Origin of the sequence: Bradyrhizobium sp. Arg237L, assembly GCF_029990105.1 — a bacterium.
Lineage (GTDB): Bacteria > Pseudomonadota > Alphaproteobacteria > Rhizobiales > Xanthobacteraceae > Bradyrhizobium.
Genome location: NZ_JAQMIL010000102.1, coordinates 1 through 19,308, shown reverse-complemented (window position 1 = coordinate 19,308; position 19,308 = coordinate 1). Strand labels below are relative to the sequence as shown.

The following is a 19,308-nucleotide window of genomic DNA, read 5'->3' as shown; positions in this document are numbered from 1 at the left end:
GCCCGGGCATGACGACCTGTGTTGTTGCGTCAGTTATCCAAGAAGCTCCGCAGCTTCCGGCTCCGTGACGGATGCTTCAGCTTGCGTAGCGCCTTCGCTTCGATCTGGCGGATGCGCTCTCTGGTCACCGAGAACTGCTGGCCGACTTCTTCCAGGGTGTGGTCGGTGTTCATGCCGATGCCGAAGCGCATGCGGAGCACGCGTTCTTCGCGCGGGGTGAGCGAGGCGAGCACGCGGGTGGTGGTCTCGCGCAGGTTCGACTGGATCGCGGCGTCGATCGGGAGGATCGCGTTCTTGTCCTCGATGAAATCGCCGAGGTGTGAATCCTCTTCGTCGCCGACCGGAGTCTCGAGCGACAACGGCTCTTTCGCGATCTTCAGGACCTTACGCACCTTCTCCAGGGGCATGCCGAGCTTTTCGGCGAGCTCTTCCGGGGTCGGCTCGCGGCCGATCTCGTTCAGCATCTGGCGCGAGGTGCGCACGATCTTGTTGATGGTCTCGATCATGTGCACGGGGATACGGATGGTGCGGGCTTGGTCGGCGATCGAGCGCGTGATCGCCTGCCGGATCCACCAGGTGGCATAGGTCGAGAACTTGTAGCCGCGGCGGTATTCGAACTTGTCGACCGCCTTCATCAGGCCGATGTTGCCTTCCTGGATCAGGTCGAGGAACTGCAGGCCGCGGTTGGTGTATTTCTTCGCGATCGAGATCACGAGGCGGAGGTTGGCTTCCACCATCTCCTTCTTGGCCTGGCGCGCTTCGCGCTCGCCCTTCTGCACACCGTGCACGATCTTGCGGAACTCGACGATCTCGAGGCCGGTGAGCGCTGCGAGCTGTTGGATGTCGTGGCGCAGATCCTTGATGCGGTCCTTCTCGTGGTGGACGAAATTCTTCCAGCCCTTGGCGGAGAGTTTCGAGACACGGTTGAGCCAGCGCGGATCGAGCTCCGAGCCCTGGTAGTTGCGCAGGAAATCCTCGCGCGCGACGCCGTGGCTGTCGGCAAGCCGCATCATCCGGCCCTCGAACGAGACCAGCCGCTTGTTGATGTCGTAGAGCTGCTCGACGAGCGAATCGATGCGCGCCTGGTTCAGGCGCAGCGACTTCACCTCGACGATGATCTCGTCCTTCAGCTTCTTGTACTTGCGCTCCTGCGAGGGCGAGAGCGACTCGCTCTGCAACTGGTTGGCAATATCCTGTTCCTGAAGACGCCGCAGCTTCTTGTACTCGGACGCGATCTTGTCGAAGGTCTCGACCACCCTTGGCTTCAGCTCGGCCTCGATCGCCGCGAGCGACATCTGGTTCTCGAACTCGTCGTCGTCCATGTCGGCTTCGGCGGCGGCCTCGCCCGGATCCTTCTCCTCGGTATCAGGCTCGCCGCCGGCGGGCGCCGATCGGAACGGGGTCGGCGACGGCGGCGCGGCCGGCGGTGCGACATGGGCCGGCGCGGCCTGCCCGGTCACTTCCCCGCCCTCGGCGGCGGACGCGCCGTCAGCGACCGGCCCCGCGATCATCGCCGTGTTCATGGCGCCCTTGGCGTCAGGGCCGGCATAGGTGGCTTCGAGATCGATGATGTCGCGAAGGAAGATTTTGCCTTCGTTGAGTTCGTCGCGCCAGATGATGATGGCCTGGAAGGTCAGCGGGCTTTCGCAGAGGCCTGCGATCATCGCCTCGCGGCCGGCCTCGATGCGTTTTGCAATCGCGATTTCGCCCTCGCGAGAGAGCAGCTCGACGGTGCCCATCTCGCGCAGGTACATGCGCACGGGATCGTCGGTGCGCTCGCCCGGCTCGGATTTCTTGACCTCGGTGACGGCCTTCTGCGTGACCTCTACAAGCTCGTTGTCGGTCTCGTCGTCGGTGTCCTTGTCCTCTTCTTCGCCGTCGACGTCGTCGGCCTCGGTGACGTTGATGCCCATGTCCGAGAGCATCGACATGATGTCCTCGATCTGCTCCGGCGAGGTGGTGTCGGAGGGAAGCACTTCGTTGAGCTGATCGAAGGTCACGAAGCCGCGCTTCTTGGCCTGCTTGATCATCTTCTTGACGGCAGCATCCGAGAGGTCAAGCAAGGGCGACGGCGCATCCGCCTGTTCCTTCTCGGGGGCATCCGCTGCCTTGTCGTCTTTTTCCTTGTCCTTAACCTGCAGCGTCTTTGCCTTGGTGGCCATTCATCAAGCTCCCGAAACGCGCTTCACGTGAGGCCGGCGTTACGACGCGCGCCTCTCATGATCCACTGACGTCACAAGCGCGACAGCTTCCCATTGTAGAAGCATTCGCACTCAATCTCTTCGCTTGAGCAGGATCAGGAAAACCGTTACGTCCTCCCCGACCATACTCATGATACGGAAAGGGCGGCGCAACATGTCGCCACCCCATAATTCCGCATTAGTCCGCCCTGACGGTCTGCACACCTAATAAGGGTGTGCCTATTAAGTTTCGCTTAACCCTGTTTTTGCAGCCAAACCATGGATTTGGCGAGTCTTTTTGCGGGCCCGGCCCGAACCGTCCGCATGATTCTTTCATCACACGCTGCGCTGGAACCGGCCCGACAGCTCACCAAATCCCTCGATCAGGGCCTCAGTGCCGTCGGCTTCTGCCATTCGTGCCTGGATGTCCCGCAGCCACGCCCAGTTCGCCTCGCTGGAATCTTCGGCGTAAGCCTCCTCGGCGTCCTTCTTTTCCCTAAGTAATGCATGTGTTTTCTGATGCAAGGCAACGAGTTGCCGCCAGGTGGAAAGAACATCCTCGCGTGCGGCGCCGACTTTGACGCCCCACACCGCCTGGGTCGTGATCGCCCGCTCAACCCTTTGAAGAATTTGTGAAAATCCGCCCGCATCGAGGTCGGCCCGCATTTTTTCGGCCTGCTCTTCCTCATCGGGAGAATGGTGGTGGTCGTTAGCGAAGGCGGCGATGATGCCGGCACGGAGCTTGTGGGCCTCAGGGTGGGCGAGCTCGAGAGCCGCGACCTCCTCCAGATGCTCGTGCAATAGCCAGGGATGGTTGATCAGGGTCTGCAGGATCAGGGCCTCGCGGCGGGACAGCGCGCTGCGCTGGCCGCGCATGATCGGGCTGTTGGCGAGCTGCGGGCTCGCCGCCTGGTAGGGGCCGCGGAGAAGCCCCTGGGTCTGGCCGGCTGGCGGGCCGAATCGGCTGCCGCCCGGGGCGCGAGGGGTGAAACGGCGGGGTGATTCGCCGCCTTTGGCCGAGCGGAACGGGCCGCGGCCATAGCCTCCACGGGCGGCCTCGGGGGCAAAATTGCGCTGCAGGCGCTCGGCAAAATCCTGCCGGTAGTAGCGGCGGACCACCTCGTCGCGGACGGCATTGGTGAGCTCGCCGATGCGGGCCTCAAGGGCGGCGCGGCGCTCGGGCGTTGCAAAATTGCCGCCCTCGATCTCGCGCGACCAGAGCACCTCGGCCAAGCCGCGGGCGGCCGAGATCACCTCCTCGATCGCGCCGCGCCCGCCCGAGCGGGCGAGATCGTCGGGGTCCTGGCCTTCCGGCAGCAGCGCAAAGCGCAGGCTCTTGCCGGGCTTGAGATGCGGCAGCGCCAGATCGGCGGCGCGATAGGCGGCCTTCTGGCCGGCGCGGTCGCCGTCGAAGCAGAGGATCGGCTCGTCCGCCATCTTCCAGAGCAGCGCGAGCTGGTTCTCGGTGAGCGCAGTGCCGAGCGGCGCGACCGCGCCGGCAAAGCCGGAAGTCACCATGGCGATGACGTCGACATAGCCTTCGACCACGATCAGGGCAGCGCCGTCATGGGCCGCCTGGCGTGCGGTGGCGAGATTGTAGAGGTTGTCGCCCTTGTGGAAGAGCGGGGTTTCCGGCGAATTCAGGTACTTTGCGGGGACGTCCTTCTCCAGCGCGCGGCCGCCAAAGGCGATCACGCGGCCGCGGAGGTCGGTGATCGGAAACATCACCCGGTCGCGGAAGCGGTCGTAAGGCACGGGGATGTCGTCGCCGGCAACCAGCAGCCCGGCCTCGACCATGTCCTCGGTCGAAATGCCCTGGGAGCCCAGGAATTCCTTCAGCGCAAAGCGTTCCGGCGGCGCATAACCCAGGCGGAACTGCAATTGCGTGGCCGGCGAGATCGCGCGGTCGGCGAGATAGCCGCGGGCTTTGGCCCCGTTCCGCGAGGCCAGCGTGTCGGCGAAGAATTTGGCCGCGAGTTCCATCACATCATGCAGCGTCTTGCGGCGCTGCTCGTGACGGGCGGCATCCGGCGTCACCGCCGGCAGCGGCATGCCGGCCATCGAGGCCAGCCGCTCGACGGCTTCGGGGAAGGAGACGCCCTCGGTCTCCATCACGAAGTCGAAGATGTTGCCGTGCCTGCCCGAGGAAAAGTCGTGATAAAACCCCTTCTGGTCGTTGACCGTGAACGAGGGCGTCTTCTCCTGCTGGAACGGGGACAGCCCCTTCCACTCCTTGCCCGCCCTCTTCAGCCGCACGCGCTTGCCTACGACTTCCGAGACCGGAAGCCGGGCGCGCAGCTCGTCGAGGAATTGCGGAGTGAAGCGCATGGGGCGGATTTGGGGCCAGCGTGAAGGGGTCACCGATATAGTGAGCGCGGGCTCAGAGTATCAGGATTGTGGCGATTCGCCCGGTATTCACAGGTCCCTCCGGGCGCTGTTGGCCACCTTGACGGTACTGGCATCTTGCACCGCGCCCGGTTCCGCTGTTGGATAGTGGCATGTTTACGACATTTAGAGGCGGACAAAGCGGCGGCTGGCGCGTCACCTCGATCTCCAAGGTGAAGGGCGAGACATTGCCGCGCGTGGCGGCGCTGTCGATCATCGCGAGCGAGGCGATCGCGCTGCCGCTGTTGCCGTCGACCACGGCCTGGCGGCTCGCCGGCGTCATCAGCTATCTGCGCTATACGAACCGCGCGGAGAAGGAACAGCTCGACGCGCAGCAGGCCGAGCTCGGCCGGCGCGAGGCGAGCTGCGCGGCGCTGATCCCGATCCGGAAGACGGTGGCGTGGTGGAATCTGACGCCGGAAGAGCGGCGCGAGATCTTCGAGGACAAGTCGCACCACATCGCCGGCACGCTGAAATATCTGCCCGCGATCGCACGGCAACTGTTCCACAGCCGCGACCTCGGCGAGCCCTTCGATTTCCTCACCTGGTTCGAATTCGCGCCCGAGCACACGGCGCTGTTCGACGAACTGGTGGCGATGCTGCGCGCGACCGAAGAATGGAGCTATGTCGAGCGCGAGGTCGACATCCGCGTGCAGCGGGAGGAGTGAGGCGGCTTACAGCTCCAGGAACCGGCCCGAGGCGATGCGCGACAGGTGCGCGACCGGCCAGTTGTAGACATAGGTCCACGCTTCGGCCGTGGTGCCGTCGGCCAATGTGAGCGGCAGCATCTGGCGGACATATTCGGTCGGCTGCGGAAAACCCTCGCCGCAGGCTTCATACATGTCGAACTCGCGTAACAGTTCGTCCGGAACACGCAGGCGAAACAATTCGCCGTGCACGATGTCGGCGGGATCGTCGGAGAGCTCGAGCGCGGGATAATGCGCCACCCGGTAGAGCCGGCCTTGGCAGCGCGCCTCACTGATGAAATCGGCATTGCCCGAGAGCAGCCGCGCCATCGGATGGTCGAAGCCGCGCATCAAGGTGCCGTAGACGAAGAGACGGTCGGAGATCATGGCTTTCTATGTCATTGCGAGCGGAGATTAAGCCGCCGCCACCTCTTCGCTAATCACGATGAATTTGGCCAGCGTCATGCGGCCGAAGCTCGTGGTCAGCGCGACGTCGGCGGCGTCGCGGCCGGTCGCCATCAGGATGCGGCCGATGCGCGGCATGTTGTGGCGGGCGTCGAACGTGTACCACGCGCCGGAGAGATAGGCCTGGAACCAGCCGGAGAAATCCATCGGCGCGGGGTCGGGCGGCACGCCGATGTCGCCCATATAGCCGGTGCAGTAGCGCGCGGGGATGCCCATGCAACGGCAGAAAGTGAGCGCGAGATGGGCGAAGTCGCGGCAGACGCCGGTGCGGCTCTCGTAGACATCATGCGCCGACTTCATGTGATGGGCGTGCTGATAGCCGAAGGTGACGTGATGGTGCACGAAGGCGACGATCGCCTGCACCCGCGCCCAGCCGGGCGGCGTGTTGCCGAACAGCGACCAGGCGATGTCGGTGAGCTTGTCGGTCTCGCAATAGCGGCTCGGCATCAGATAGAGCAGCATCTCGTCCGGCAATTGCTCGATCGCAATCTGCTGCGCGCTCGGATTGACGATATCGGGCAGGCCGGAGTCGCGCACCAGCGCGTGGCCGCGCAAGGTCACGCCACCGGCGGGCGCCACCAGCCTGCCGCAGACATTGCCGAAACTGTCGCGATAGAAGCCGATCGGGACATTGGGCTCGGCTATGATGGTCTCGGTGCCGACGATGTCCTGGAAGCGCGAGGGATGGATCGAGAGCATCATCACCATCGGCGTCGACTGCGCGGCCGCATAGGCAATCTCGAAGCCGACCTTGATCTCCATCCTCGCTCCAATCCTTCTAGCGATGCGAACCCGTCATGCCGGCACGACGTCCCTCTCCTCCTCGCCGACCGGCTCGACGGTGATCGCAACTTCCATGTTCACGAACGCTTCCGCTGCGCCGAGATAGACGCCGTGCAGCGGGATCGCCTGGCGCGGATCACGGGCGACGGCGACGCGGATCAAATCGCGCGTGCCGACGATGCCGTTGGTCGGATCGAACTCGATCCAGCCTGCGCTCGGCAGATAGACCTGGACCCAGGCATGCGTCGAGCCGCCGCCGACATGGAAGCTGTCCGAAGGCGTCGAGAGATAGCCCGACACGAACCGCGCGGCGATGCCGAGGCGCCGCAGCGCCTCGATCATGAAAAGCGCATAGTCGCGGCAGGAGCCGGAGCCGGTCTGCAGCGTATGAAGCGGATGCTGCGTGCCCTGCTCATGGCGCTTGCGATAATCAAGACTTTCACGGATGCCATGGGTCATTCCGCTCAGGATCTTGAACGTCGGCGTCGGCGCTTCGGCATCGAGGAACTGCCGCGCCCAGGCCGAAATCTCGCCGTCCGGATCGGCATATTGCGGCCTGACATATTGCAGCAAATCCGGAAATTCGTCCTCGTCATAGAGGAATGGATAGAAATAAGCGGGATCGTCCGGCGTCAGCGCGAATTCTTCGGCCGGATTATGGTCGACGGTGGCGGTCGAGACGAACGACAGCGTGTCCGCCCGCTCGTCGAAAGCCGCGATCGCCACACTGTTGCCGAACACATCGTGGATCCAGCGTAGCGACATCGGCTGCGGCTCGATTCTCAGATCGCTCTCGACCACGCGCAGGTCATGGCTGTCGCGCGGGCTCAGCATGATGCGGTGCTCGCCGAACGCCACTGGATGGGTGTAGCGATATACGGTCTTGTGATGAATCTTGAGTAACGGCATCGTCCAGCAATCATCGTGACTTTCCGCGGTCTAATCTATAGTGGGCGCTGCTCATTTTTAAGATCGGCGTGCCGCTTCGATAGGCAAAGTTGAGGATAAAATCTTGGACACCACGACCGGCGCGACGTTCCTGCTCACGGACGAAAACACCCCGCCGGTCCACGAACATAATGCCGATGGCCGCTCGCCGTTCCTATTGACCTGCGACCATTATGGGCGGCTGATCCCGCGCGCGCTCGGCGATCTCGGCCTCTCCGAAAACGAGCTGACGCGGCACATTGCCTGGGACATCGGGATCGCCGAAGTCGCCGAGCAGCTTGCGACGCAGCTCGGCGCGCATCTGGTCGCGCAGCGCTACTCGCGGCTCGTGATCGACTGCAACCGCCCCCCGCATGTCGCAGCCTCGATTCCCCTGATCAGCGAGGCCACCACGATTCCCGGCAATGAAGGATTGACGCGCGAAGCCGCACAGGCGCGGCGGCAGGCGATCTTCGATCCCTATCACCGGCGGATCGGCGAGATCATCGACCAGCGGCTGCACGCGGGCAAGCCGACGGTGCTGGTGTCCATGCACAGCTTCACGCCTGTTTATGCCGGGATCGCGCGTCCCTGGCATATCGGCACGCTCTATCATCGCGACACCGTGCTGCCGCCGCTGCTGCTGAAGCGTCTGCGCAGCGAAGGCGACCTCGTGGTCGGCAACAACGAGCCCTATGCGGTCAGCGACGAGACCGACTACACCATCCCCTTTCACGCCGAGAGGCGCGGCCTGATGAACACGGGAATCGAGATCCGCCAGGACCTGATCACCGATCAGGCCGGACAGAAGGCATGGGCGGACAGGCTGGCCCGGATCCTTGCCGAGATCGAAGCGACGTTAAGTGCGGAGAAGCTGGTCTAGCGCGGATCCTTATAAAACCAACGGTGCCCGCTTGGCGGATAAAGCAGACATGCGCGGGATCACCGCGGAATTTCGCAAGGTAGCGCCACGTTTTGTTGTCGCCCAGATCGACCGTGCGGAGATGGCGCAGAAAAACCTACAGACTGCGGAAATCGCTGATCGCGTGCCTCAGCGCATCGAACACCACTCAGTTCGGCCTTGCCGTCGGAAGCGAAGATCAAGTCCAAACTCGGTAGCGTCCGATCTCGCTCCGACAGCGGACGTTGCGACGTCCTCGTCGGTGCTCAGCAAAGGGCCAACAGCGGAAGTCATTCCGACCACCTTGTCAGCCCGCGCCAAAACGCCGTCCGGAAGGACCGACCAAGCAAGCTGCGTCTGCCTTGGTTTAAGGCCCACTCGAATATTCCCGGCTGCTAGACGGGGAGTTCCACCGGAAGGGCTCTTCTAAAAATTCTATCGCAGAATTGGCCGGCTCCCCGTCCGTGGCGGCCAGATGCCTGCAACCGATCGCGGATCTACCTCCGCACTCTAGTTTCAGGACGAACCCATGGTGCCTCGTGTCGACCGCTCATAAGATCGGCGCAGTAATGCAAGCAGACTGCCGCCGGTTGCCGTACCGAGGAGGTAGACGACAATCGTCAACACCGCGAGCGGCGCGCGGACCTTGAAACTCAGGAAGGACATGGTGACGACATCGAAGTTCTGTATGGCGAAAATCAACGTCGCAAGCGCGAATAGCGTGATCGCGGCGAGATAGATCCAACGCATGGTCTTTCCTCCTCTCGAGAGGTGGATTTTCTAATCGACCGGTCTATCTCACCGGCATGGTGCTTATCACGTCAGCCGTAGTGAAGCGGATGACAACCAGGCAGAAGCCGAGCCCGATCCGTCCCTCTCCCACGTGAGGAGCCTGACTGCCCACATGGGCCGGGCCGGGGAGGACGTAATAGGGCGAGATAGGACGAGCCTCGGAAAATTGTGACCCGTCACGGAAGCCCGCCTGCGTCCGCGTTGCTTGCCTTGCCAGTCGACGGGCGTGGCGGCTGGATCGTCGGCATTGCCGAAGCGACCGAGGCCGTGGTCGAGTATTGCCCGGATCGACATCGATAAGCTTCGTGCCGCCAGATGCAATGCTCGGCGTGGCGACCCGCCGGAAGGCGAGCGCGTCCTGGCCGGGACCATCGTCGAGCGGCCAACGCGGACGTCATCCGTCTTCGAGCCGATGCGATGGCAGCACAAAGCCGGTTGCCGAAGTCCGAAGGCAAGCTGGCATCGCGGGTAGTGCGCTACAGCTTCATCATGGCATGACGTGGCCTGCCACCACCGCGATGTCCGCTCATTTTGCGCACGGACCTGCGGGGCAGAATGACTATTTTGCGGTGCCCGTGGTCACGCCCCTCCTTGCATCGCGCCGGTCTTGGCGATTTGCTCGCCGGTCTTCGCGCCGATCCTGGCGGTTTGCGCGCCGGTCTTCGCGGCGTTCCATCCCTGCGGTCTGAGCCTCGGCCTCTGAGACGGCGAAGACTGTGGCTGGCAGCGCCACGGCTAACGCGGCGCTTATGAGCGAAAATGCTGTTCGACGCGAAATCAGTCCTGATTGAATTTCTGCAGTCATGGCCGATCCTCCTTCGGATCTGTTCCTGCCCGCAACCCAGCAATTTGTGGGCTTACGACATCTCGACATTGATCTGGATCAACGGTCCCGGGACCTGAAGGATGCCACCTACTCAGCTATCCTGACCTGTTTTGCCATCGTTGCGACGGTTGCGTCCGCCTCAAAACAGAAGCTCGTGTTGATCTCGATCAAGCCTCCGGTTTCCGGACGAACTGTAATGAGCTGGCTCATACGCGGGAGGTGGGACAATGGCCAACCCCGACGCCGCGTCCGTGACTCACAGATTCCTGCCGATCCTGGACTGGATTCCGGGCTATCGCCGCGATTGGCTGCTGCCTGACCTTCTTGCCGGCCTCGCACTCTGGGCTGTCATGGTGCCCGAGGGCATGGCTTACGCCGGCATCGTCGGCGTGCCGCCGATCATGGGCCTCTACACAATCGTGCCGGCGTTACTCGCCTACGCTCTGCTCGGCACGTCGCGGCAACTCGTCGTCGGTCCGGACACCGCGACAGGTCTGATCTCAGCGATCACGGTTGGCGCCATCGCGACCCAGGGAACTGCGGAGTTCAATTCGTTGACCTCCACTCTCGCTGTACTGATAGGCCTCTTCTTCTTTTCTTTTGGAGTCATGCGTATGGGGTGGGTAGCCAGCTTCATCCCAACACCCGTGATGCGCGGCTTCATTGAAGGTCTGGTCTACGTCACCATCATCGGCCAGGTGCCGCATCTGCTTGGTATCAGCGGCGCCTCAGGTAATTTTTTCACAAAGCTTTGGCATGTCTTTCAGCATCTTCCGGAGGTTTCGCTCGCGCCGGTCCTCACCGGCTTGCTCTCCCTCTCTGCCATGCTGTTGCTTCGCCATCTGGCGCCTGCCATACCGGCGGCGCTCGTTGTCATGGCCACGGCAACGATCGTAATAGGGCTGCTCGGAGGAGAGGCGACAGGCGTGCACGTGGCCGGCCATCTTCCATCTGGCTTGCCCCACCTGACGCTACCGAATTTGGAAATCTCCACATTGAGCGAACTTGCGCCAGGCGCACTCGCAATCGTGCTGGTCGGTTACGCAGAGGCACTCGGCGCGGCCAAAGCTGCTGCTCTGCAAAGCGGCGGCAAGATTGATCCAAACCAGGAGTTGATTGCGCACGGGCCGGCAAACATCCTGAGCGGGCTTTTCGGCGGATTTCTCGTTGTGGGCAGTCTGTCGAAGACTTCGGTGGCCACGGCCGCAGGCGCACGCAGCCAAATCGCCAACCTTATCGCGGCGGTCTTCTGCTTCTTCACGCTGATTCTTCTGACGCCTCTTTTCCGAAATATGCCGCAGCCGGCGCTCGCCGCCATCGTCATTGCAGCCATGCTGCATCTCACGAAGCCGAGCTACTTGCGCGAGCTGTTCGAGCGCAGCCGCTGGTCGTTTGCCAACACTCTGATTGTCATAGCCGGCGAGCTGACGTTAGGGGTGCTCCAGGGCATCGCCCTCGGCGTCGTGCTGTCGTTGCTGACCTTGATCTATCTTGCCAGCCATCCAAGGGGGACGGAGCTCGGACAACTTCCGGGCACCGAGGCCTATCGCAGTGTGCAGCGCCATCCCGAGACTGTTAGATTTCCGGGGCTACTGATCTGGCGAATGGGCGGCGACCTCTTCTTCGCCAGCATCGGCCACATGAGCACGGCTTTAAGAGCTTCACTGGCCGCACGGTCAGATGTGACGCGCGTGCTTCTGGATTGCGCTGCGGTCAATTTCAGCGACGTTAGTGCAGGAGATGAATTGCTTGGTCTCATCAAAGAGCTCCAGAACATGGGCATCAGTGTTGCTTTTGTCCGTGTGCGCGACGCCGTTCGAGACGATATGAAACGTGCCGGGATCGAGGCGATTGTGGGACCAGGCAATTTTTATGAACGGACCACAGATGGCGTGCGTGCCTGGCAACAGCAACGCGGCGTTGCCTAGCGTGCCCTTAGGCTCGCCGCGTTCGCGCCGCGCATGAGTCTGCAGCGAAGCTAAGGACCTTTAGAGACCCGTTGAACGAAACCGCAGTCATCTCGACATGGAACGCGCAAGACACATCGCCGAACCCACGCCTTCACTTGGTGCCTCGCCTGCTGTGCGTGTCCTCTCGCCCGACGAGTGGATAGCGGCGGGCAAAGCGCTGCGTGAGAAGATCCCGCGCGAGCAGCACGGGCGCTGGAATGGTGTCAAGGGACGGCCAGACCCGATCGACCTTCTGCAAAAGTCGGACATTGGCCGGATGAAGAAGCTTGTTCCGATCCGATATGGCCGAATGCTGCAATCCCCTTTTGCGTTCTATCGCGGGTCGGCCGGCATCATGGCTTCCGACCTGGCGCGAACGCCAGTTACCGGATTGAATGTGCAGGCGTGCGGTGATTGTCACCTTCTCAATTTCGGCGGATTTGCCACGCCCGAACGAAGCATCATCTTTGACATCAACGATTTCGATGAGACTTTGCCTGGACCATGGGAGTGGGACGTCAAGCGAATGGTCGCGTCGATCACCCTCGCTGCCAGATCGAACGGATTATCCGATGCCCAAGGCCGCGACTGCGCCGTCAATTGCGCGCGGATGTACCGCGAACACATGCATAAGTTTTCCAGGATGGACCCGCTCCGAATTTGGTATGAGGAAACCAGTGCCGCCGACTTCATCGAGTCGTTGCCAAAGGCCTTGCAGAAACGCGTCAAGAAGCGCATCGAAAAAACCGCCACTCACAGTGGTTCCGAATTTGATCTTCCGAAGCTGGCGGGCTCAGTCGGCGGTCGGACACGCATCACTGACCAGCCGCCGTTGATTTTCCATCCAGAGATCACCAGTACGGCCGGCGCTACAACAATACTTGACGAGCTTTTTCGGAACTACCGAGAATCGCTGCCCGACGATCGGCGCACCCTTCTCGATCGGTACCGGCTCGTGGATGTTGCGATCAAGGTCGTCGGCGTCGGTAGCGTCGGACGGAGGTGCTGGATCGCATTGCTGATGTCCAAGGGGAATGAGCCCCTGTTTCTGCAATTCAAAGAGGCGGTGAAGTCGGTTCTTGAGCTTTACGCGGGGAAAAGCATTTACGACCATCATGGGCAGCGCGTCGTGATGGGGCAGCGCTTGATGCAGCCCGCTTCGGATATTTTCCTCGGATGGACGACTGCCCCCAATGGCCGCCACTTCTATGTGCGGCAGCTGCACGACGCCAAGATCAAGCCTCTGCTGGAGACTTTCAACGCTGAAATGCTTGACGTCTACGCGCAGGCTTGCGGCTGGGTGCTCGCCCGCGCCCACGCAAAGGCCAGTGAGATCTCCGCAACCATCAGTGGGTATCTCGGTTCTTCAAACGACACGTTCGATGCAGCTATGGGGAAATTTGCGTTGGCCTATGCGGATCAGGCTGAGCGGGATCATGCCGCGCTCAGGACTGCGGTGCGAAAAGGCAGGATCGTGGCGAGCGAACAAACCTAGTTTGGCTCGGAGCGCGCCGCAGCCCGCTCGTCTTGAGAGGCTAATTTACATCATCCATTTGCGCGTCGTAGGCGGGAAACAATCATCGGGCCGTCACACCTCAAAATCGCGATGCATCGCCCGGCGCATAATTTCGAAAATAACGGCCGTTGACCAACCGAACAGCAGTACGCCGTTCATCGCTGTAAGCGGCCCAACGAGCCCCCAACGCTCAACTGGTACTACGTCACCATATCCGAGCGTCGTGTAGTTCACAAATGCGAAGTAGGTGAGATCGGTACCAGCTGGCGCAGCATCGATAATCGCGTAGACCAACGACCAGACGATGACCTCGGAAGCGTGGGAGGCCATCAAAATCGAAACGGTCCCGATCATGACAGCGATCAAGCGCAACGACGGTCGCGAGGCAAACATCGTGCTTGTCTTTCTCGCGGCCTGGACCAATGTGACCATGATCAATGCGTGAATCGTAATGTTACAGGCACTCGTAGCAGTGCCAACCAGAATTTGTTTGAACATCACCGTTTCTCCGGCTCTCCTTCATAGGTACAAGGGGCAGCATCAGATGCGCTGGCAGTCACCCGATAATACAGGGGCGAAAACCGACGGGTCGATTTCAGATCTAGTAGCTTCCAGCCAGGAGCACGAGCGCTATGACGTATCCTCCGATTGCGGGCCAACGAGGCGTCAAGCGAGTGTGGAGGGCAATCGTCGACGTCGTAATCATGAATACCGAAGCTGTCGTCATCAGATAGGCCAGTCCGGGTCCGAAATGACGGTGCACAATGGCTCAACGGAGGGATCAGCACGTGAACCATTCAGTGCAGTGACCGCAACGCCAAAAGGCTTGATCTAAATCAAACGGCGTCTGGGAATGGCGCGCAAGCTGGGCGAGCGGCACGACTGCTCCGCCTGTCCGCGTGACGCGTCATGCCCAAACTGACGGGCACCGTGCATGGAAGATCCATTCCTCAATTACTTCGCGCTTGGTTTGCTGTTCTTCGTGGTGATCGTGCTGGTCTACGGCATCATCGCGATCCACGACATCCCAGCCAGGATCGCCAAGGCGCGCCATCACCCGCACGAGGACGCGATTCATGCTGCGGGGTGGATCAGCCTGTTCCTGCTGCACCTGCTGTGGCCGTTTCTCTGGATATGGGCGATGATGTATCAGCCGGAACGCGGCTGGGGCTTTGGTCACAAGCCGGGCGAGCCGACGACGCCATCAGAGGCCGTGAGCGAACTGGAAGATCTGAAGCATCGACTGGCGGAGGTGGAGGCCAAAGTCGGAATCAAAGATCGGTCGACTCGGTTTGAAGGGCAGGCTCGGCCAAAAACAGATTTGCCGGAGTCAATGGATTCAGCTGCCGAGCAGGAACACGTTCCTGCAGCAAAAGCGACACTTGCTGGAAACCGAGGCGCCAGCGATAGCTGATGCACTCTCCGGCAATCGGAGGCCATCGATGGAAATCCTGCTCACCTTGACCTACGTGGCGATCTGCTATGTCACGTTCAAGCTTTTCAGAATCCCGGTCAATCAGTGGACGCTTGCGACCGCAGCGCTCGGTGGCATCTTCGGGCTTTCGTTGCTGTTCATCACGATGGCCTACAATCACCCGTTTTCCACCAATGCGCGCATATACTTCACGGTCACGCCGATATTGCCCGGCGTCCGAGGTCGTGTGATCGAAGTGCCGGTCGAGGACCGTACCAACCAACATCTCGAACCCGGCGAAGTTCTGTTCAAGATCGATCCCAAGCCTTACGAATATATCGTCGAGGAAAAGCGGGCGGGATTGGCTGACGCTGAGGCGAACGTCGCCCAGCTCAAGGCGTCAGTTGATCAAGCCTCGGCGACGACCGGAAAGACCAAGGCTCAATTGCTGCTCGCGCAGGAAAACTACGACCGACAGGCGCAGTTATTCCAGAAGAACGTCGTCGCGCAGGCTACCCTTGACACCGCAACGCGCAATCTCGATGCGGCAAAACAGATAGTGGCCGAAGCTGTTGCCGCAGAAGATCGTGCCCGGCAGGCCTATGGTGCGACAGTTGATGGCGAACACACGGCCGTTGTACGTTTACGCAACGAACTTGCCGATGCTCAATTCGATCTCGACCAGACCACTGTTCGAGCCCCTACAGGCGGCTTTGTCACCGAGCTCGCACTGCGGCCGGGCGTGTATGTGGTTCCGGCGCCCTTCCGTCCAGCCATGATTTTTGTCAACGACAGCCAAAGAGACCGCGCTTTGGCAGCCGCGTTCCAGCAGAACGCCCTTCAGCGCGTTCGTGGCGGCGATGAGGCCGAAGTCCTGTTCAAGGGCATACCGGGCCGCGTATTCAAGGCCAAGGTTCGCCTCGTGATCGATGCGATTGCAGGCGGCCAGCTTCAAACCACGGGCACGCTAGTGAATGTCGGGGGGCCGCTGCCCGGAGACCGGGCTCTGGCCGTCCTCGACGTCGTGGAAGACATGTCGGGTTACCAGGTCCCGCTTGGTTCGGCCGGCGAAGCCGCCATCTACACCGATCACTTTCACGAGCTGTCGTTGCTGCGAAAGATCCTTCTGCGCATGCGGAGCTGGCAGAACTACGTCTTTTTCGAATCCCTCTAGAAGATTTATCAATTTTCGAGCAGCTGACCTGGGACATCGATATCCGGGATATTGCAAGATGCTGCTGCTGGGATCGGGAGCCAATGCGGCGCCATGGATGATTTGTCGAGAATAGGCAGGGCCAGCTGCCGATCTGGTTCCGCATCGCCGTGGTCGCGGTGCTGGTCGTCCTCGCCACGGGCGCAAGCCTGTTGGCGTACCGCTGGTACGTCCGGCCGGTGACGCTATCGATCGCGGTCGGGTCATTGGATGGGGAAGCCCCAAGAATTGTATCCGCGCTTGCGAGCCGGCTTGTCGTGATCAATGCGCCGGTCCGGCTCTAGGTTGTTCAAACCGCCGGCGCAATTGAATCCGCGAGCCCGTTTTCGACAGGCAAGTCCGACCTTGCAATTGTTCGTGGAGATATCAGCGACCTGTCGCATGCGCAAGCAGTCGTGGTCCTGGCAGAAGCCGTAGCGCTGTTTGTCGCCCGCAGGTCAAGGCGCCCGATACCGATGCCGGCGCATACCTTCCGGTTCATCCGGGCGCGGCGGAGTTTTACAACGGCACGCAGCAGAGCTTCCTGGATAAGTGGAGCAACGCGATTTTCCTGGCTCCAATGGCGCTGCGCACGGAAACGGTCGAAGGTGTCCCGCCACTAACTAAGCACGATCCAAAATTCTAGCGATTAGGTCGGGGATACAGGCTAGTCCCCGCGATACCTTGTCGACTGCCTTCGGTCTGCAACTGCCCTACACAGAATGATGGCAAGGGCTTACTTGAGCCACACAAGCAACGGAACAGATGCCCGACCGGTGCACGACAACGTCCCCTCGTAAGCGCGCGTTTTGCGGGCGGTATACGAACAGCGAGCGCCGTCCAACACCATCTCGGCTGTCACCTGCGCATCCGGGCCAGCGAGTTGCAGCCGTATCTCTCCGGCTCGTTCCTCTGGTCCGTCCTGAGTGCAGATCCCCACGTGCTTCATCTTCAGCGGGCCGGAAAATTCCTTGCGAGGGCCCGACCCGCTTTCGATGAGATTGCCGGTCAGCTCCCATTCGCCCAGCACACCGGCCTGACCAAGGAACTCCATGGCTCCGAGCTTCGGCACGTCGCAAAGACACAGTGCAACGGCGCCGAGCATGGCCGCCCCACCATCGCGCCACATCCTGCGCAGCATCAGAGTTTGCTTCCGGTTGTCTCTCGCATTTCTATCAGCTCGGGTCGCGATACATCGGCATCAGCGGTGAGCCGAGCAATCTGCACCGCACATTCTCGGACCTTTGCTTGATCCCCGGACGCCTTGGCGCTTTTGCTCACCCCGATATACGTCACGAGCCGATTAGGCTCCTTCTTGAGCACGGCCTCATAGGCGGCAAGCGCTTCCTTGGCCATGCCGCGGTCGAGCAACATTGCGCCATAGAGCTCGCGCGCCGGCGCCAGCGGCCCCGGAGTGACGGGATGTTTCTCGGTCCTGTCTTCCGCGTCCGCAGCGGCACCCATCGCATTGAGCGCCTCGTCGTACCGGCCTTCGGCGTACAGCACCCAGGCGCCCGCGACCTGCCGCTGGATGTCGACGATGTTGGACCAGTAGGCATCCTTTGCCTCATTCAGTTTGTCGCGCAACTCGACGAGCTTGGCGATGTCGGCCTTGGCGGCAGCCGTGTTATCGGACCGCGCGGCGCCGACCGCCCGCGCAAAATAAGTAATCGCATCTACATAGGGATATTTGGTCGGCCGCAGCTGGAGCGCGGCCGCCGCCTTCCAGTCGCCGCGTTCGAACGCATAGCGAGCCTGGCTCGCCGCGACCGCGTAAGGGCCGGGGAAGCGCTCGAGCTTGAACTCAAGCTTAGCGAGTTCGTCGACCACCGCGCGCGCTTCCTTGTCCTCGGCCAACTGGAGATAGGCATAGACCAGATAGTCCATCGCGTGCGCTTGGTCGTGCTGTTCGCCGTCCTCCTTGGCGATGCGCGCGGATTCCTGGTTCGAGGCAATCGACTCCTTCCAATGGCCGACGCGGGTAAAGATATGCGATGGCATGTGCTGGGCGTGCGGCGCGTGAGCCGCGATCTTTGCATAGCGCCTTGCCGCATCGAGGCCTTTTTCCGCGAGTGCCGGATAGTCGTAGAGGTGGATAAGATAGTGGGCGACGCCCGGGTGCTCGGGCTGGCGCTTGAAGATCGGCTCCAGCAACGCCGCACCTTTTAGCTGGTTGGCATATGTCTTGTCGGTCGGGGACGCTGCGACGTTGAGCGTGATCGCGTACGCGATCTGCGCCTCGTCATCGTACGCATAGCGTGTCGCGACCTGCTCTTCCGCCGCAAGATACCTCTGTACCCGTGTGCGATGGTCGACCTTGTCATAATCGACGTACATCGCGGCGATCGCATCGATGTAATCCCGTTCGCGCTGCGTCTTGGCGCCGAGCGTCTGGCCTTCTTTCACGGCTTCGAGACCAAGAGGAAGACTGTCCGGCGGCGGCGGCGCATGCGGGTTATAGAGATAGCTGAGCGCAATCCCCCAGTAGGCGATGGCGCATTGCGGGTCTTCCTTGAGGGCCTCCTCGAAGGTGCGTCTCGATGCGCTGTACCAGAACGAGTGCTGATACAGCATGCCGAGATCGAACAACTCCTGGGCCTCCGGGTTGCAGGACGTGGCAAAATGCACTTTGCCCAGTCGTTGTTCAGCAGATTGTGAGGCAGCAGGTTGCGAAACGGTCGCGGCAACCAGGCCAACGACCACTGCGAGGGGAAACCGTTTCATGGACCCACTCCGTGCCGTTGATGGAGACGAGAAGAATATCACCTTTCCCGAATAACCGGAACAAGATAGGTCTTATTCTGGGGTAATCACGTCCGAGTTGGGTCACTCGCGTCATTTTTGGCCGATTCGCCGGATGTCTGCTTATCCCCTGGCAGCGGCGGCATAGCGGACATCCTGCAACCGCTGCTTGGGCCAAAAGCGGCTGTCGCGGTCTTCGAAGCTCGTATCAACAGGCTGTGGGGCGCGGTACCTAACACACATAGCGCGCCACTTCGGCGAGGCTGAATGGCGGCATACGGTTCACTATCCCGCCCAAGTGTGCGGACGTGTTCGTGGCTCATAGGTCACCGGCTCCAAGATTGCGACGGCGCGGCAGTCCTGTACCCTTCCGACAACCCGGCCGATGTTGTACGCTGATTAGACGGACACTGGAATACTCCGCGAGCTGCCAACGGGACGTGCCGAAATCCCTGTTTAGTATTGGCAGCACACATGCTGTCGGCAGGTGTCTCACCTTAATAGACCGACGTTCCTTTTTGCCGGTGCTTTTTGCGTTCGCAATCGCTGG

The 19,308-nt window shown here is 61.4% G+C and carries 16 protein-coding genes; 6 read left to right on the top strand and 10 right to left on the bottom strand.

The window, feature by feature from the left end; translation table 11 throughout:
• Window positions 1-29: 29 nt before the first annotated feature.
• Window positions 30-2,162 (bottom strand): RNA polymerase sigma factor RpoD, encoded by a 2,133-nt coding sequence (gene rpoD, locus OZ411_RS39290; protein WP_282532240.1) that lies wholly within the window; start codon window positions 2,160-2,162, stop codon window positions 30-32.
• Window positions 2,163-2,516: 354 nt separating this feature from the next.
• Window positions 2,517-4,508: a DNA primase gene (gene dnaG, locus OZ411_RS39285; RefSeq protein WP_282532239.1), complete on the bottom strand. Its 1,992-nt coding sequence runs from the start codon at window positions 4,506-4,508 to the stop codon at window positions 2,517-2,519.
• A gap of 170 nt (window positions 4,509-4,678) precedes the next feature.
• Between dnaG and OZ411_RS39280 the strand changes: the two genes are divergently transcribed.
• The gene (locus OZ411_RS39280) at window positions 4,679-5,233 is read left to right on the top strand and encodes a chlorite dismutase family protein (protein WP_130581682.1); all 555 of its coding nucleotides are present in this window, start codon (window positions 4,679-4,681) and stop codon (window positions 5,231-5,233) included.
• A 6-nt stretch (window positions 5,234-5,239) separates the two neighbouring features.
• On the opposite strand, the gene OZ411_RS39275 is transcribed toward OZ411_RS39280, so the two are convergent.
• From OZ411_RS39275 to OZ411_RS39265, 3 genes are read right to left on the bottom strand one after another with little or no spacing between them, the layout of a single operon-like run.
• The gene (locus OZ411_RS39275) at window positions 5,240-5,638 is read right to left on the bottom strand and encodes a gamma-glutamylcyclotransferase family protein (protein WP_282532238.1); all 399 of its coding nucleotides are present in this window, start codon (window positions 5,636-5,638) and stop codon (window positions 5,240-5,242) included.
• 27 nt (window positions 5,639-5,665) lie between these two features.
• Entirely contained in the window at window positions 5,666-6,478 is an 813-nt protein-coding gene (locus OZ411_RS39270; RefSeq protein ID WP_282532237.1) for a transglutaminase family protein, read from the bottom strand.
• 33 nt (window positions 6,479-6,511) lie between these two features.
• On the bottom strand, window positions 6,512-7,408 hold the full coding sequence (locus tag OZ411_RS39265) for a transglutaminase family protein (RefSeq protein WP_282532236.1): 897 nt from the start codon (window positions 7,406-7,408) through the stop codon (window positions 6,512-6,514).
• Window positions 7,409-7,511: 103 nt separating this feature from the next.
• On the opposite strand from OZ411_RS39265, the gene OZ411_RS39260 reads away from it, so the two are divergent.
• Window positions 7,512-8,309, top strand: coding sequence for an N-formylglutamate amidohydrolase (locus OZ411_RS39260; RefSeq protein ID WP_282532235.1), 798 nt, complete (start codon window positions 7,512-7,514; stop codon window positions 8,307-8,309).
• A 534-nt stretch (window positions 8,310-8,843) separates the two neighbouring features.
• On the opposite strand, the gene OZ411_RS39255 is transcribed toward OZ411_RS39260, so the two are convergent.
• Together OZ411_RS39255 and OZ411_RS39250 are read right to left on the bottom strand one after the other, a co-directional pair.
• Window positions 8,844-9,077: a hypothetical protein gene (locus OZ411_RS39255; RefSeq protein WP_282532234.1), complete on the bottom strand. Its 234-nt coding sequence runs from the start codon at window positions 9,075-9,077 to the stop codon at window positions 8,844-8,846.
• Window positions 9,078-9,678: 601 nt separating this feature from the next.
• Window positions 9,679-9,924, bottom strand: coding sequence for a hypothetical protein (locus OZ411_RS39250; protein ID WP_282532233.1), 246 nt, complete (start codon window positions 9,922-9,924; stop codon window positions 9,679-9,681).
• Between the two features lie 248 nt (window positions 9,925-10,172).
• Between OZ411_RS39250 and OZ411_RS39245 the strand changes: the two genes are divergently transcribed.
• Both OZ411_RS39245 and OZ411_RS39240 read left to right on the top strand, forming a co-directional pair.
• Window positions 10,173-11,873 (top strand): SulP family inorganic anion transporter, encoded by a 1,701-nt coding sequence (locus tag OZ411_RS39245; protein WP_282532232.1) that lies wholly within the window; start codon window positions 10,173-10,175, stop codon window positions 11,871-11,873.
• 97 nt (window positions 11,874-11,970) lie between these two features.
• Window positions 11,971-13,389 (top strand): DUF2252 domain-containing protein, encoded by a 1,419-nt coding sequence (locus OZ411_RS39240; protein WP_282532231.1) that lies wholly within the window; start codon window positions 11,971-11,973, stop codon window positions 13,387-13,389.
• A gap of 93 nt (window positions 13,390-13,482) precedes the next feature.
• Here the strand turns inward: OZ411_RS39240 and OZ411_RS39235 are convergent, their stop codons facing one another.
• The gene (locus OZ411_RS39235; RefSeq protein ID WP_282532230.1) at window positions 13,483-13,908 is read right to left on the bottom strand and encodes a potassium channel family protein; all 426 of its coding nucleotides are present in this window, start codon (window positions 13,906-13,908) and stop codon (window positions 13,483-13,485) included.
• 436 nt (window positions 13,909-14,344) lie between these two features.
• Between OZ411_RS39235 and OZ411_RS39230 the strand changes: the two genes are divergently transcribed.
• Together OZ411_RS39230 and OZ411_RS39225 are read left to right on the top strand one after the other, a co-directional pair.
• Window positions 14,345-14,824, top strand: a complete 480-nt coding sequence (locus tag OZ411_RS39230) for a DUF3302 domain-containing protein (RefSeq protein WP_349017072.1) — start codon at window positions 14,345-14,347, stop codon at window positions 14,822-14,824.
• A 28-nt stretch (window positions 14,825-14,852) separates the two neighbouring features.
• Window positions 14,853-15,998: an HlyD family secretion protein gene (locus OZ411_RS39225; RefSeq protein ID WP_282532229.1), complete on the top strand. Its 1,146-nt coding sequence runs from the start codon at window positions 14,853-14,855 to the stop codon at window positions 15,996-15,998.
• A 754-nt stretch (window positions 15,999-16,752) separates the two neighbouring features.
• Here the strand turns inward: OZ411_RS39225 and OZ411_RS39220 are convergent.
• Both OZ411_RS39220 and OZ411_RS39215 read right to left on the bottom strand, forming a co-directional pair.
• On the bottom strand, window positions 16,753-17,157 hold the full coding sequence (locus OZ411_RS39220; RefSeq protein WP_282532228.1) for a hypothetical protein: 405 nt from the start codon (window positions 17,155-17,157) through the stop codon (window positions 16,753-16,755).
• Window positions 17,157-18,740 (bottom strand): hypothetical protein, encoded by a 1,584-nt coding sequence (locus OZ411_RS39215; RefSeq protein ID WP_282532227.1) that lies wholly within the window; start codon window positions 18,738-18,740, stop codon window positions 17,157-17,159. Before OZ411_RS39215 ends, OZ411_RS39220 begins: the two co-directional genes overlap by 1 nt.
• Window positions 18,741-19,308: the final 568 nt, after the last annotated feature.